Origin of the sequence: Cupriavidus numazuensis, from assembly GCF_905397435.1 — a bacterium.
In the GTDB taxonomy this organism is placed as follows: Bacteria; Pseudomonadota; Gammaproteobacteria; order Burkholderiales; family Burkholderiaceae; genus Cupriavidus; species Cupriavidus numazuensis.
This window is the reverse complement of record NZ_CAJPVI010000006.1, coordinates 119,772-134,907: the sequence shown is the minus strand read 5'-3', so window position 1 is coordinate 134,907 and position 15,136 is coordinate 119,772. Positions and strand designations below refer to the sequence as shown.

Sequence of the window (15,136 nt, the reverse complement as noted above, 5' to 3'; positions counted from 1 at the left end):
CAGTGCGATGCCGCACGGCGGATCAGGATGCCGCCTGCTGTTGCCAGTGCGCGGAGTCGTCAAGGGCTGCGCCATGCGACGGCTTGGTCGCGCGATGCAGCGATACGCAGTTGCGCCCCCGCTGCTTGGCATCGTAGAGCGCCTGGTCGGCGCGGCGCATCAGGCTGTCTACACCCTCCCCCGGCTCGCGCTGTGCCATGCCGATGCTGGCGGTATAGGCAATGGCGTCCGGCTCGGACGGGCACGGGGTGTTCCTCACGGTCGTGCTGAGATGCATGCTGACCGCACGGCCGCGCTCGAGCGTGGTGTCCGGCATGACCACGGCGAACTCCTCGCCGCCGAGCCGGCCGATGATGTCCTCTGCCCCCGCCGTCTTGCGCAGCAAGCCGGCGAAATGCCTCAGCACACTATCGCCCGCCAGATGTCCGTACACATCGTTGATGGCCTTGAAGTGATCCAGGTCGACAAAGGCAACCGTCAATGGCTTGCCGTGCCGGTCCGCGTGCGTGCTGGCTGCCTCGAGCGCCTGCCAGAATGCGGTGCGCGCCAGCAGGCCGGTGAGATCATCGTGACTGGCCTTGTGCTCCAGCATCCGGCGCAGACGGTCATGAGCCATCAATGCAAAGCTCACCGACAACCCCACCACGGCAAACACATTCAGTACGACAAGGGATCCGTCGCGCAGCAACGGGCCGGCAACGCCGGACTCGCCGATCGAACCGGCGAGACTCCACGCGTTCAACCCGGCGCAAGCTGCGGCAATCACCACCAGCGACAGCGCAGCCAACCTGCCTGTTCCGCGCTTTTGGGCAAACAACGGCGCAACGCTGCGCGCGAGGTCGAGCAGCAGCAGCACCTGCCCAAACTTCAGCACTAACGGCACCCATGGACGCAACGTCTCCAGCCAGTCCACATGCGTCAACCATGTGCCGCCGGCGATCGCCGCAACCAGCAGCACATTCACGGCGAGCAGCACGGAGGCACGCCCGGGCTTTCCGGCGAAATGCCGAGTGCCCACGGCCATGAGGGAAACTGCCAAGAACAGGCCCATATCGACGGCATCTGCCGCCAGCCAGTACCCGGCGAACCCCGCCGCGACCGGCATCGCTGCCGCCAGGGCGGCCAACAGATCGCCGATCGCCCAGGAAGTCAGGCCGCTCATCGCCATTCCCGGCGTGCGGCGCAGCACGGCGCAAACTACCGCCATCTGCAGGGCAAACAAGCCTGCAATGAGCACAATCAAGTGCGACTGAAACATCTTCATTCCCGTCCAGCGACAAGCAGCGCCCCGCACGACGCCACCGCCCCTTTTTTGTCGGTCCTGCTTTGGGACCGTTGTTTTCAATTTGCCGCCACACCGGGTCCGGACGTTCTACGCAAGGGTGCTGACGCGTCCGGATGCGCCCTTCTAAAACGAGGCGCCTTTTTGATGATGGTCAGATCAGTCCGTCCAGCAATGGCCCGGCCGTCGAACACAGCAACGGCAACGGATTCCGGCGGTCTGGCGATTATCGCCGGGCGCGAAGGCAAGTCAAGCCGAAGTTGGCACGTCCCAAGGCCGGCGCTCGTGCCAGCAGGCATCGGGGCGCCGCAGGCGGCACCTTTACGTATGGATTGACCGTTGGGTGAGAAGCCAGCTACAATCGCCGGCTTCGGAGCGTAGCGCAGCCTGGTAGCGCATCTGATTTGGGATCAGAGGGTCGTAGGTTCGAATCCTATCGCTCCGACCAGTTTTGGCTTGATGGAACAACGGCCTGGACAGCAATGTCCAGGCCGTTTTTCTTTGCCTCCAAGGAACACGCCACCTTAGTATCGCGGCCCTCCTTGCCAATGATCTCTGTCTCCGTAGTCGCGATGATCGCCCCGGTCATGGTCCCAATGACCGCGGTCGTGGTCCACCCGGCCGTCTCCGTGGTAATACCCGTCCCGGTATCCGTCGTGATCAGGTGCCACAACGCAGCCGCTCAGCAATGCAACGGACGTGGCAAGCAAAACAAGAATGGTCTTCATAAGGCTCTCCTGTTCGTCCTTCGATCCCTTTTTCAGCTTATGCCCCGGAGTCAGGCTCGAATGTAGGAAAGCAGGCTCCCGTCGCAGGCTCGATTCCTACAGCGGGGGTGCTTTCGGTTTTGGGATCAACGCGCTATGAACGAAAAAGAACAGCTTACGTCGCAAAGACATAAGCCGTTCTTCTCTTGGCCGCCTTTCTGTTTCTTTTGCGGATCGCGTGTTACGGCGGCGAACTGCTCTGAGGGGCCCCCGCCGCCGCGTTGCGCCGCTCGAAATGGCAATAGGCGTCCGCAGCCACCAGCCCGAACAAGGCATGGGCAAACAGGCTTTCCCAACCGCGGGCCTCATCGAACCAGTTGAAGTAGCGGCCCAACACGTAGAAATTCAGCAAATAGGCCGCCACGCCGAACACGATGCCAACGACGGAAGCCAGGCCCATGCTGGAATCCAGACGGAAAGAGCCGAGGATCAGCGCCAGTGCAGCAGCCAGGATGATGGACAGCGCGTAATGGACGGTCGCCGCCGCCAGCACAATGGTCCAGTTGAAGGCATCGGGAGACGACAAGGCTTCCCGGCCAAGGATAATGGCCGCCACCATTTTCACGGTGTCCCAGGCACCCAGGTAGAACAGGAAGCGCGCTGTCAGCAGCTCCAGCACCATGTAAGCCGTGCCTGCGATCAGGCCAGCGACGACAGCCGCCCGCCAGTCGGGCCGGCAGCGCACATAATGGTGCGATTGCAAGTGGAGTTCCATGGACACCTCCGGTTTGCAAAGGCCTCTGCGGACGCAGGCCAGTGAGTTAGTTCTAGCTCATATCGCGCAAATACCAAGGCTACCCGCACACCGAAAGTGCCTTATAGATTGCAATAAGCGAGTCCGACAGCTTGTGCCGGCAGAATGCACACCTTTCGCGCTCACGCAACGCTGCGCTCATTGAAAATTGCTGCACGTGCTACAATATATCGTTAGCCCGGGGTGTTCCGCGCATCCCTGTCACCGGGCGTTCTCTCCAGCGTGAAGGCCGGCCCTTCAGATCCTTCCGCAACGCACAACTATGGCGAGCGACCGGTAACACGGTGCGCGCGCATCCGCGACTCGCACGGCCGAGGTTCTGCGGCCGCAATCGGCAAGACAGATCGGCCGGGCAGACTGCGCCCCCTGGACGATTCCCTAACTGGACCGGATGGCACGTGGCCTGCTGCGTCGCCCGGCCCTGTCAGCTTGCCGGGGACCATCCAAGGCGCGACCCGCCGCCGTGCGGCAAACCCGTGCACATGTGCTGGACCGGCATGCCCGCGCGTCGCGTCACAACGGATCGGTAAAACGTAACCATTGCAGCCCCCGGGCTGCCGAAAGAGGAAGATAGATTGGCTAAGGAAGAACTCATTGAATTTGGCGGTGTGGTGTCGGAAGCCCTGCCCGACAATCGTTACCGAGTCCTGCTGGAGAATGGCGTCGAGATCTGGGCCTATGCGTCGGGCAAGATGCAGAAGCACCGAATCCGCATTCTGGCGGGCGACCGCGTCACCCTGGAAATGTCGCCGTACGACCTGACCAAGGGCCGCATCAACTTCCGCCACAAGTCCTGAGTCTTTGCCAGCGCCGGTGCAGCGGAACAATGCCCGCTTCCGCCGGCGTCAGCACATTGAGTGCGCACCAGCGTGTGTCACGCGCCTGACACCACGCTTGGAGACACTTGCGGGCTGCCCCACCGGCAGCCCGCATTGTTTGGGCAGCGCGCCACCGCGTCCTGCCCCGATTGCGCCTGTCGGACGGCTTCACCATACTCGAAGCACGACCTTTGCCTCGCTCCGACATGAACCTGATCCTGTGGCGTCACGCCGAAGCCGAAGAACTCCCTGATCCGCTCAGCCTCAGCCGGCATGCGGACCTGCAACGTCCGCTCACGCGCCGCGGGCGCAAGCAGGCGGACGCCTCTGCGGCATGGCTGCGCGCCCATTTGCCAAGTGGCACCCGCGTGCTGTGCAGCCCTGCGCTGCGCACGCGCGAGACGGCGGCGGCGTTCAGCAGCCACAGCGAGGTCGTGGGTGACCTGGCTCCCGGCGCCGACGTCAGCGCCGTGCTCGCCGCAATCGGCTGGCCACAGGGCGACGAACATGTCGTGGTCGTGGGCCACCAGCCGTGGATCGGACGGATCGCAAGCCTGCTGCTGGCCGGCACGGAAATGGACTGGAGCGTGCGCAAGAGCGGCATCTGGTGGTTGACCAGCCGTACCCGCGAAAGCGAAGCGCAAACCGTGCTGCGGGCGGTCATCAATCCCGAGTTCCTCTGACGACATTCGATAAGTCGATTCCGAATTCCCGCCCATGGCGACGTGGGCGAGCCGGCCGCCGCCGTGCCGCCCTGGAAATTCAAGAAAGTGCGATAGCCCCCTGTTTCTCCGCTCAATAGAGTCGCGTGGTTCGCCGGCCCATCCGGCACTGGTGACCCGGAGAAACAAGCATGCCCCACCCGCCCGCCCCGCCACTTTGCCCTGCCCAGGCCGAGCCCTTGCCGGCGGCCGGGCCACGCGACCCCACCGCCCCGGGGTGCGTCATGGAAGCGTCATCACCGGTTCACGGCACTGTCACCGCCACTGACTACATTGCTTCGCAGCAGTTTCGTCACCAAAAGGACACACTGATGCGAGACCTTCCGACGCCTACCCAGCCGCTTTTCGACTCCCTGCCCAATGGCCTCGGCGGCCAGTCGGCGCGGAGGCGTCTTCATCGCCCGTCGGATACACCGGCAAGTGAACCGCCTGTTCTCAGCGTGGCGTGGGCGCGCCACCAGGATGAAGTAATCGAAGCGCAGCGCCTGCGCTACAAGGTGTTCGCCGAAGAGATGGGCGCACGCCTGACGTCGAAGGTGCCCGAACTGGACGTCGACATGTTCGACGCCTTTTGCGATCACCTGATCGTGCGGGACATGGCGACGCTCAAGGTCGTCGGCACCTACCGCGTACTCCCGCCGCACCAGGCCAAGCGCATCGGCTGCCTGTACGCCGAATCGGAGTTCGACCTGGTCCGCCTGTCGCACCTGCGCCCGAAGATGCTCGAGCTCGGCCGTTCCTGCGTGCATCGCGACTACCGCTCGGGCAGCGTCATCATGGCACTCTGGGGCGGGCTGGGTGAATACCTGCAGCGCTGGGGAATCGAGTCGATGCTGGGCTGCGCCAGCGTGCCGATGAGCGATGGCGGCCACTATGCCGCAAGCCTGCACCGCCTGTTCAGCGAGCGCTTCTTGGCGCCGATCGAATACCATGCGTTCCCGCGCCTGCCGTTGCCCGTGGAAGACCTCAACCAGCAGCTCGATGTCGAGCCGCCCGCGCTGATCAAGGGCTACCTGCGCCTCGGCGCCCGCATTTGCGGCCTGCCAGCCTGGGATCCGGACTTCAACGTGGCCGACTTCCTGACGCTGCTGCGCGTGAACGACATGAATCCGCGCTACGCCCGCCACTTCCTGGGACTGAACAAGACCGACTGAAACAAGCTGCCTGAAGCGCTGCGGCGCAATGAAAACGGCGGCCAATGGCCGCCGTTTTCCGTTTGGCGTCTGGCGCCCCAACTCAGGCGTACACGACCTTGTAGCGCTTGCCGATGCGCTGCCATTCATCAGATTCTTGCGCCAGGCTGTATTCGACCAGCGGATTGGCTTCGATCCAGACCTTGGGCACACGCACCTCGAAGCCCTCGTCGAGTGCGTCCGATCGCTGCGACACCTTGATGTCGGGCAGTGGCGAGTCCGAGCGCCGCCGACACAGCACGAAGGCAAGCCGCAGGCTGAAAAGCATGCGCCAGTCGAGGAACTTGCCGCTGCCGGAGAGCTTGCCCAGCTTCCCGGCATGGCCAAGCAGCAGTGCCGCCAGGCGAGCCTGGTCGGTCTTTGAGAAGCCCGGCATATCGGCATGGGTCGCGATATACGCCGAGTGCTTGTGGTAGCCGCTATGGGAAATCGACATGCCGACTTCATGCAGGCTCGCGGCCCAGCCCAGCAGCCCGAGGTTGTCCTCGCGCCGCTCATGGCGCGGCTGCGGAAACTGCGACAGCAAGGTGGTCGCCGCACGGCGCACGCGAGTCGCCTGAGCCCGGTCCACACCGTAGCGCCGCATGAACTGGTCCACCGTCACGGTGCGCATGTCCTCGTGATGACTGCGTCCCAGCAGGTCATAAAGCACGCCGAGGCGCAACGCGCCGTCGGTCACGTCCATGCGATCGATGTCGAGTTCGGCAAATACGCCCAGCATGATCGAGAGCCCGCCTGGCAGCACCGGAATACGGTCGGCCTTCAGGCCGGTCAGCTTGACGCGGTTGGTGTTCTCGGCCTTGACCAACGCGCGCTTGAGCCGCTCGAGCCCTTCGCGCGTGATGCCATGCTCGGCCGCGCTGTCGTTCATGCCGTTGAGCTCGATCAGTTCGGCCAGCGCACGCGCGGTGCCCGATGAGCCGACCGCCTGCTCCCATCCTGCCGCACGATACTGGCGCACCAGCACCTGGATCTCTCGGCGCGCGGCGAGTTCGGCCTGCTTCATCGCATACTCGTCGACGTTGCCGCTCGGAAAGAACTGGCGGCTGTGCGACACGCAACCGATATAGAGGCTTTCCATAAGCTTCGACTGGTAGCCGCTGCCGATGATGAATTCGGTCGAGCCGCCACCAATGTCCACGACCAGGCGATTGCCCTGGCACACCGGCGCATCGTGCGATGCGCCCAGGTAAATCAGGCGCGCCTCTTCACGACCGGCGATGACTTCAATCGGGAAGCCAAGCGCGGACTCGGCCTCGATCAGGAATTCCGATGCATTCTTGGCCACGCGCAGCGTGTTGGTCGCGACGGCACGCACCTGGTCCGGGGCGAAGTCGCGCAGCCGGTCGCCGAAGCGGCGCAGCGCGTCGATGCCACGGCGCCGTGCCGGCTGGTCGAGGTACTTGTCCGGGGTCAGGCCTGCGGCGAGCCGCACCGGCTCGCGCAGCGCGTCGACCTGGAAGATCTGGCTGGCCGGTCCGTTGGCAGTGGGGGTCTCGTCCACCCGCCCGATCATCAGGCGGAAGCTGTTCGAACCCATGTCGACGGCGGCCAGCAGGCGTGGAGTGTTGTTCATTCGGTATCTGGAAAACTGAAACGCAGGAGCGACGGACGCTCCACCGGAGTGACGGCTGACACCCCAGAAAATTATGTCCTCGGCATGTCATCATCATGACAAAATCGAAGTGTCATAAAAGTGACATGAATGTATGAAAAAGTCGCCACATTACCAAAAGAAGGTCATGACCATGTCGACGACACCGTCCAGCACGCTGCTCAATCGCGAGCTGGGCATCCTGGAATTCAATGCACGCGTTCTGGCACAGGCTGCCGACCCCAAGGTCCCGCTGCTGGAAAGGCTCAAATTCATTTGCATCGTGTCCAGCAATCTGGACGAGTTCTTTGAAATCCGCATGGCCGGGTTGAAGGAACAGCTGCGAGACAACGCCTCCGGCCTTACCCCCGACGGCCTCTCGTTCCAGCAGGCCTACCAGCTTGTCACGGCGCGGACGCAGCAACTTGTTGCTTCGCAGTATGACATGCTGCAGAACGTCATTTTTCCCCTTCTTGAGAAGGAAGGCATCTTTTTTCACCTGACGACCACCTGGACCGACGCGCAGCGCGAGTGGGCCCGGGACTTCTTCGTGCGCGAGCTTGGGCCGGTGCTCACACCGATCGCGCTGGACCCCGCGCACCCTTTCCCGCGGGTGCTCAACAAGAGCCTGAACTTCGTCGTCGAGCTTTCGGGCAAGGACGCGTTTGGCCGCGAGGCCGATCTGGCCATCGTGCAGGCGCCGCGGGCGCTGCCGCGCGTCGTGAAGATGCCCGAAAAGCTGTCGGGCTATCCGTTCGGATTCGTGATGCTGTCGTCGTTCATGCAGGGCTTCGTGCATGAACTGTTTCCCTCCATCGAAGTCCAGGGCTGCTACCAGTTCCGCGTCACGCGCAATTCCGACCTCTTCGTTTCCGAAGACGAGATCACGGACCTGCGCGAAGCGCTGCAGGGCGAACTGCCGACGCGGCACTTCGGCGATACCGTGCGGCTCGAAGTCTCGTCAGACACGCCACCCGCGCTGTCGCGCCGCCTGCTGCTGGAATCGGGCCTGGGCGAGCAGGACCTGTACCGCGTGTCGGGGCCGGTGAACCTGGTGCGGCTTATGCAGATCCCCGACATGGTGGACCGCCCGGCGCTGAAGTTTCCGCCGCATGTGCCGGCGCCGGTCAAACCGTTCACGAGCGGCGCACCGATCTTCGATGTCATTCGCCAGCAGGACGTGCTGCTGCATCACCCGTACGAAAGCTTCAACTCCGTACTGGACCTGCTGCAACAGGCCGCGACCGACCCCAACGTGGTGGCGATCAAGCAGACGGTGTACCGGACCGGCAACGAGTCGCTGGTCATGGAAGCGCTGATGACCGCAGCGCGCAATGGCAAGGAAGTCACGGTCGTGGTGGAACTGCTCGCACGCTTCGACGAAGAAACCAACATCAACTGGGCCGAGCGCCTGGAGTCGGCGGGTGCCCATGTCATCTACGGCGTGGTCGGCCACAAATGCCATGCCAAGATGCTGCTGATCGTGCGGCGCGAAATGGCCGGAGCAAAGGCCAAGCAGGTCAAGCTGCGCCGCTATGCCCACCTCGGTACCGGCAACTACCATCCGCGCACGGCGCGCCTGTACACGGACTTCGGCCTGCTGACCGCGAACGAGGCGATCTGCGAAGACGTCCATCACGTCTTCCAGCTGCTGACGGGCACCGCCGGCACGATTCGCCTGAACCACCTGTGGCAGTCGCCGTTCAGCATGCATAGCAACCTGGTCGAGCATATCCGTGCCGAAGCGCGTAATGCGCGCGCCGGCAAGCCTGCTCGCATCATCGCAAAAATGAACGCGCTGCTGGAACCGTCGATCATCGACGAGCTCTACAAGGCGTCGCGCGCGGGCGTGAAGATCGACCTGATCGTGCGCGGCGTCTGCGCGCTGATGCCGGGCGTGCCCGGCATGTCAGAAAACATCTCGGTGCGCTCGATCGTCGGTCGCTTCCTGGAGCACCATCGCGTCTACTACTTCCTGGCCGGCGGCGAGGAAGTGCTCTACCTGTCGAGCGCCGACTGGATGGACCGCAACCTGTTCCGCCGCGTAGAAGTCGCGTTCCCGGTCCTCGACAAGGCGCTCAAGGCGCGCGTGATCAAGGAAAGCCTGCAGGTGCACCTGCGCGACAACGCCTCGGCGTGGATCATGCAGCCCGACGGCAACTATGTACGCAAGCAGACGCGTTCCAAGCATCCGCACGTCAGCCAGAACGACCTGCTGGCATCGTTCGGAAGCGCATAAACCAAGGCGCAGCAGAAAAGAATGGCCCGCTTATGCGGGCCAATTTTCCAAGGGAAAGGATGTTGCCGGCGTCAAATAGCCGCCAGGCGCGTTCAGGCGGCGCGGCGCGAGGGATCGGTCGCGTCGGCCACCTCGCGCACGCTGCGCTCGATCGGAAAAATGATCCGAAACACGCTGCCTCGCCCCACTTCGCTGTTCACGCGCAGTTCGGCATGGTGGCGCGAGACCACGTGCTTGACGATCGCCAGGCCAAGGCCGGTACCGCCGGTGTCACGCGACCGGCTGCGGTCGACGCGGTAGAAACGCTCGGTCAGCCGGGGAATATGCTCGGGCGCGATGCCAAGCCCGGTATCCGCGACCGAAAACACGGCATGCCCATCATCCCAGCCGAGCCGGACCGTGATTCGCCCGCCTGCGGGCGTATAGCGCACGGCATTCGATACCAGGTTCCCCAGCGCCGACATCAGCTCCGACTCGGTGCCGCGCAACTCCACGGTCGGATCGATCTCCGCGGCGATATGGTGGCGGCCCTGTGACAGCGCCTGCGCATCGTGGACGAGATGGTCCACCATCTCGCGGACTGGCACGAGGTCCTGCCCTGGCGGTTGCGCATCGCTTTCGAGCTTGGCCAGCGCCAGCAGGTCTTCCACGATGCTCTGCATACGCATGGACTGCACCAGCATCATATCGACATAGCGCTGACGGTCTTCCTCGGAAACAGGCAGGTCACGCACGGTTTCCAGGAAGCCGGTCAGTACGGTCAACGGCGTCTTCAACTCGTGCGAAACGTTCGCGACAAAGTCGCGCCGCATGGCTTCCGTATTCTCGAGCTTGGTGATGTCCTGCGTAATGACCAGCTTGCGATTGTCGCCGTACGGCAGCACCTGCACCGAGATCACGCCCTGCTTGTGCTCGCCCATGTCGCGCATGGCCAGCGGTTCGTCGAAGCGCTGGCGTGTCAGGTAGTGGACGAACTCGGGACGGCGGATCAGGTGTGTAATGCGCTGGCGCACATCGCGCCGTGCATTCAGGCCGAAGTGCAGTTCGGCCACGCTGTTGCACCATTCGATCTGGTCAGCATCATCGAGCATCAGCACGCCGTTGGGTGAAGCCTGGATCGCCTGGATGAAGCGTGTGTGCTGCTGCTCGACTTGCAGCACCTGCAGGCGCCAGCGTTTGACCAGCCGGTGCAGGCGGTAATAGACCTCGCCCCATAAACCCAGCGCGCTGGGAATTTCACCGTACGCCGGCGCGTCCAGCACTTTCCACAGCCGGTTGATCTGGTAGAGATGGAATGCGAGCAGGCACAGCAGCGACACGCTCATCACCGCCAGCGCAGGACCTGCGCCCGCCAGGAAAAAGACCCCGACGGAAACCACCACCAGGCTGATCAGGATGGCCACGGAGCGGGCCCAGATGACATTCATGCGCGCAAAGGAGACTCAGGAACCCGCGATGCGGGCAAGTGGCGGTAGAACCGCCGTTTTGCGGCAGAGTTTGCCACGGAATCCATGTCAACTGGCCACGCACGGAGATGGCCAGGGCCAATCTCAGATGCCTGGCGTGCGGGCCAGCCGGTAACCGCTGCCGCGTACGGTTTCAATCATATTGCTGTAGCCGCCCGGCGTCAGCGCGGCGCGAAGTCGCTTGATATGCACGTCGACCGTACGTTCCTCGACGAACACGTGATCGCCCCAGACCTGATCCAGCAGTTGCGAACGGCTGTGCACGCGTTCCGGATGCGTCATCAGGAAGTGGAGCAAGCGGAACTCGGTCGGACCGAGGTCAAGCTTGATCGGACCGGCGTTGTCTTCACCGGTCACGCGGTGCGTGGCCGGATCCAGACGCAGGCCATTGATCGCCACCACATCGTCGGTGAGCTGCGGCGCACGGCGGCGCAGCACGGCCTTGATGCGGGCAAGCAATTCCTTGGGCGAAAACGGCTTGGTGACATAGTCGTCCGCACCGGCTTCCAGTCCCATCACCTTGTCCTGCTCTTCGCTGCGCGCAGTGAGCATGATGATGGGAATCTGCTTGGTGCGATCGTTCGCACGCAACTCCTTGGCGAAGGTAGCGCCTGACTTGCCCGGGAGCATCCAGTCCAGCAGCACCAGGTCAGGCAGCACGTCGCTCATCAGCGACAGCGCCTGCTCGGCGTTGTAGGCCCGGATAGGATAGTGCCCCGCGTGCTGCAGGTTGACGGCGATCAGTTCAGCGATCGCCGGTTCATCTTCGACAACGAGAATACTGCTTGGCATGTGTATGTTTCTCCGGAGATAACGCCGCTCAGCTCAGGGCTTCACGCTCCATGTCCTCGCGCGAAGTGTGGCGGACATCCGTCCCCTTGACGATGTAGATGATGAATTCCGCAATGTTCTTGGCATGGTCGCCGATGCGTTCGATCGCCTTGGCCACGAACAGGAAGTCCAGCGCGACCGAGATCGTACGCGGATCTTCCATCATGTAGGTGATCAGCTTGCGCACGAAGCCGCGGAATTCCTCGTCGATGGCCTTGTCGTCCTTGACGATGCGCGCGGCCGCCACCGTGTCCAGGCGCGCAAACGCGTCCAGTGCCTGGCGCAGTAGCGTGATCGCCATTTCGCCCGACAGCTTCACTTCGGCATAGTTGATATTATGCGCCGCCGCATCTTCCATGATGTGCTTGGTGCGCTTGGCGATCTTCTCGGCTTCATCGCCCGCACGCTCCAGGTTCGTGATGGTCTTGGAAATGGCCATCACCAGGCGCAGGTCGCGTGCGGTAGGCTGGCGGCGCGCGATGATGTTGCCGCAATCGGCGTCGATCTCGACTTCCAGCGCGTTGAGCTGCTGTTCGCGCGCAATGACCTGGTCGGCCAGCGAGCTGTCGAAATCGGCGAGCGCACGCATCGCGAGTTCGATCTGCGATTCGACCAGCCCTCCCATCTGCAGCAGCTTGGTATTGATGGCGTTGAGGTCGGCGTCGAATTGCGTTGACAGGTGCTTGTCAGTCATGGGTATCTCCAGACCGCTGTGGGTTTCCGGGGCGTTGGCGTGGCACGGCGGACGGCATCAGCCGAACCGGCCGGTGATGTAGTCTTCGGTTTCCTTCCGGTGCGGCTTGATGAAGATCTTCTCGGTCTCGCCGAACTCGATCAGTTCGCCCAGATACATGTAGGCCGTGTAGTCCGAGCAGCGGGCGGCCTGCTGCATGTTGTGGGTCACGATCACCACCGTATATTCGTCCTTGAGCTCGGCGATCAGTTCCTCGATGCGGCCCGTGGAAATCGGGTCCAGCGCCGAGCACGGCTCGTCGAGCAGCAGCACTTCAGGGCGGATCGCAATGCCGCGCGCGATGCACAGACGCTGCTGCTGACCACCCGACAGGCCGTAGCCCGACTGGTGCAGCTTGTCTTTGGCTTCGTTCCACAGCGCAGCCTTGGACAGCGCCCACTCCACGCGATCGTCCATTTCGGAGCGCGACAGCTTTTCAAACAGGCGCACGCCGAACGCGATGTTGTCGTAGATCGACATCGGGAACGGGGTCGGCTTCTGGAACACCATGCCCACCTTGGCGCGCAGCAACGCGATGTCCTGGCGGCTGGTCAGCAGGTTCTCGCCGTCCATGTTGATCTCGCCCTCGGCGCGCTGCTCCGGGTAGAGGCCGTACATCTTGTTGAACGTGCGCAGCAGCGTGGACTTGCCGCAGCCCGACGGGCCGATGAACGCCGTGACCTTGCGGTCCGGGATCGACATATTGATGTTCTTCAGGGCGTGGAACTGCCCGTAGTAGAAGTTCAGGTTGCGCACGTCGATCTTGGCGCGCACCGAGTCGGGGATGTCGATGACAGTCGAAGTCATGCTGGTATCTCGCTAGATATTCGGGTTCCGGTCCGATTCCTGGAATCGCGCGCCGGTTACTTCTTGAACAGCATGCGCGCCACGATATTGAGCGCGAGCACACCGATCGTAATGAGGAACACGCCGGCCCAGGCCAGTTGCTGCCATTCCGTGAACGGGCTCATGGCGAAGCGGAAGATGGTCACAGGCAGGTTTGCCATCGGCTTGTTCAGGTCGCTGGTCCAGAACTGGTTGGACAGTGCGGTGAACAGCAGCGGCGCGGTTTCGCCAGCAATACGCGCAATGGCCAGCAGCACGCCGGTAACGATGCCGGCGTAGGACGACTTCACCGTGATCGACAGCACCATCTTCCATTTCGGCGTGCCGAGCGCGAAGGCCGCTTCACGCAGGGCATTCGGCACCAGGTTCAGCATGTTCTCGGTGGTGCGGACCACGATCGGAATCTGCAGCAGTGCCAGTGCGCACGCGCCCGCCCAGCCCGAGAAGTGCCCCATGCGGGTCACCACCAGCGCGTAGACGAACAGGCCGATCACGATCGACGGCGCCGACAGCAGGATGTCGTTGATGAAGCGGATGAGGCTGGCCAGTGGCGACGACTTGCCATACTCGGCCAGGTAGATGCCCGCCAGGATGCCCAGTGGCGTACCGAGCAGCGTGGCGATGCCCACCATCACGAAGCTGCCGAAAATCGCGTTGGCGAGGCCGCCACCGGCGGTATTCGGCGCCGGCGTCATCTGCGTGAACAGGTCCAGTGACAGGCCGCCCACACCCAGCGTGACCGTGGTGAACAGGATCCAGGCCAGCCAGAACAGGCCGAAACCCATGGCGCCCAGCGACGCGGCCAGTGCAATCAGGTTGGTGCGGCGGCGGCGCGCTTGCAGGCGCGTGCGCACGGCATCGGCGTCGGGCCGTACAGCAGGAATCGATGCGGAAGACACAGCGTGGCTCGCCTGGTTCATTTTGCCCCCTCATTCTTGGCCAGTCGCAACAGCAGCAGCTTGGACAGCGCCAGCACCACGAACGTGATGAAGAACAGGATCAGACCCAGTTCCATCAGCGCGGCCGTATGCAGGCCGGCGCCCGCTTCCGCGAATTCGTTGGCCAGCGCGGACGTAATGCTGTTGCCCGGAGAGAACAGCGACGCGCTGTCGAGCAGGTTGGTATTGCCGATCACGAAGGTGACGGCCATGGTTTCGCCCAGCGCACGGCCAAGGCCGAGCATGACGCCGCCGATCACGCCGGCGCGGGTGTAGGGCAGCACCACTTTCCACATCACTTCCCAGGTCGTGCAGCCTACGCCGTAGGCGGATTCCTTCAGCAGCACCGGGGTGACTTCAAACACGTCGCGCATCACCGAGGCGATGTACGGAATGATCATGATTGCCAGGATCACGCCCGCACACAGCAGGCCGATGCCAAGCGGCGCACCCTGGAACAGCTTGCCGATCACCGGCACCTGGCCAATGGTGGCAGCCAGCGGCTTCTGGAAGTACTCGCCGAAGATCGGCGCGAACACCAGCAGACCCCACATGCCGTAGACGATCGACGGCACGGCGGCCAGCAATTCAATGGCAGTGCCAAGCGGACGGCGCAGCCAGGCCGGCGACAGCTCGGTCAGGAACAGTGCGATGCCGAAGCTCACCGGCACAGCGATGATCAGTGCGATCAGCGAAGTCACGAGCGTGCCGTAGATCGGCACAAGCGCGCCATAGACGTCAGCGGGAGGATCCCATTCCGCAGTCCAGAGGAATCGGGCGCCGAATGTCTGGATCGAAGGCCATGCGCTGATGGCCAGCGACACGATGATGCCGCCCAGCAGGAGCAGCGTCACGATGGCAGCCCCGCGTGTCAGGCCGCCGAACAGGATGTCGCCAGTGCGGCTGGGGGGCCGGACGGCTGAAATTTCGGACGAAGTCGCCATGGTGCAGAG

General features: G+C 63.3%; 13 protein-coding genes and 1 tRNA gene. 5 read left to right on the top strand and 9 right to left on the bottom strand.

Annotation, left to right across the window (positions count from 1 at the left end):
• Positions 1–22: 22 nt before the first annotated feature.
• Complete coding sequence (locus KHO41_RS07210; RefSeq protein ID WP_211952654.1) at positions 23–1,258, bottom strand: GGDEF domain-containing protein; 1,236 nt, start codon at positions 1,256–1,258, stop codon at positions 23–25.
• Positions 1,259–1,653: 395 nt separating this feature from the next.
• Between KHO41_RS07210 and KHO41_RS07205 the strand changes: the two genes are divergently transcribed.
• Positions 1,654–1,730 (top strand) — tRNA-Pro (locus KHO41_RS07205).
• Positions 1,731–2,230: 500 nt separating this feature from the next.
• Here KHO41_RS07205 and KHO41_RS07200 read toward each other — a convergent pair.
• A complete protein-coding gene (locus KHO41_RS07200) occupies positions 2,231–2,764 on the bottom strand; it encodes a hypothetical protein (RefSeq protein ID WP_211952653.1) in 534 nt (177 codons plus the stop codon).
• 614 nt (positions 2,765–3,378) lie between these two features.
• On the opposite strand from KHO41_RS07200, the gene infA reads away from it, so the two are divergent.
• From infA to KHO41_RS07185, 3 genes are all read left to right on the top strand, one after another.
• Positions 3,379–3,600, top strand: a complete 222-nt coding sequence (gene infA, locus KHO41_RS07195; RefSeq protein WP_006578938.1) for a translation initiation factor IF-1 — start codon at positions 3,379–3,381, stop codon at positions 3,598–3,600.
• 227 nt (positions 3,601–3,827) lie between these two features.
• Entirely contained in the window at positions 3,828–4,304 is a 477-nt protein-coding gene (locus tag KHO41_RS07190; protein ID WP_211952652.1) for a SixA phosphatase family protein, read from the top strand.
• Positions 4,305–4,654: 350 nt separating this feature from the next.
• Positions 4,655–5,497 carry a GNAT family N-acetyltransferase gene (locus tag KHO41_RS07185; RefSeq protein ID WP_211952603.1) on the top strand — a complete coding sequence of 281 codons (843 nt, stop codon included), beginning with the start codon at positions 4,655–4,657 and terminating at the stop codon, positions 5,495–5,497.
• A gap of 82 nt (positions 5,498–5,579) precedes the next feature.
• Here KHO41_RS07185 and ppx read toward each other — a convergent pair whose 3' ends face one another.
• Positions 5,580–7,112, bottom strand: coding sequence for an exopolyphosphatase (gene ppx / locus KHO41_RS07180; RefSeq protein ID WP_211952602.1), 1,533 nt, complete (start codon positions 7,110–7,112; stop codon positions 5,580–5,582).
• Positions 7,113–7,245: 133 nt separating this feature from the next.
• Between ppx and ppk1 the strand changes: the two genes are divergently transcribed.
• Complete coding sequence (ppk1, locus tag KHO41_RS07175; protein ID WP_211952601.1) at positions 7,246–9,369, top strand: polyphosphate kinase 1; 2,124 nt, start codon at positions 7,246–7,248, stop codon at positions 9,367–9,369.
• Positions 9,370–9,461: 92 nt separating this feature from the next.
• Here the strand turns inward: ppk1 and phoR are convergent, their stop codons facing one another.
• From phoR to pstC, 6 genes are all read right to left on the bottom strand, one after another.
• Positions 9,462–10,796 carry a phosphate regulon sensor histidine kinase PhoR gene (gene phoR / locus KHO41_RS07170; RefSeq protein WP_211952600.1) on the bottom strand — a complete coding sequence of 445 codons (1,335 nt, stop codon included), beginning with the start codon at positions 10,794–10,796 and terminating at the stop codon, positions 9,462–9,464.
• A gap of 123 nt (positions 10,797–10,919) precedes the next feature.
• The gene (gene phoB, locus KHO41_RS07165; RefSeq protein WP_211952599.1) at positions 10,920–11,627 is read right to left on the bottom strand and encodes a phosphate regulon transcriptional regulator PhoB; all 708 of its coding nucleotides are present in this window, start codon (positions 11,625–11,627) and stop codon (positions 10,920–10,922) included.
• Between the two features lie 28 nt (positions 11,628–11,655).
• Positions 11,656–12,360, bottom strand: a complete 705-nt coding sequence (gene phoU / locus KHO41_RS07160; protein ID WP_211952598.1) for a phosphate signaling complex protein PhoU — start codon at positions 12,358–12,360, stop codon at positions 11,656–11,658.
• A 57-nt stretch (positions 12,361–12,417) separates the two neighbouring features.
• On the bottom strand, positions 12,418–13,206 hold the full coding sequence (gene pstB, locus KHO41_RS07155; protein WP_011298322.1) for a phosphate ABC transporter ATP-binding protein PstB: 789 nt from the start codon (positions 13,204–13,206) through the stop codon (positions 12,418–12,420).
• Between the two features lie 56 nt (positions 13,207–13,262).
• A complete protein-coding gene (gene pstA / locus KHO41_RS07150) occupies positions 13,263–14,165 on the bottom strand; it encodes a phosphate ABC transporter permease PstA (RefSeq protein WP_211952597.1) in 903 nt (300 codons plus the stop codon).
• Complete coding sequence (gene pstC, locus KHO41_RS07145; RefSeq protein ID WP_211952596.1) at positions 14,162–15,127, bottom strand: phosphate ABC transporter permease PstC; 966 nt, start codon at positions 15,125–15,127, stop codon at positions 14,162–14,164. The genes pstA and pstC overlap by 4 nt, the downstream gene beginning before the upstream one ends.
• Positions 15,128–15,136 lie beyond the last annotated feature (9 nt).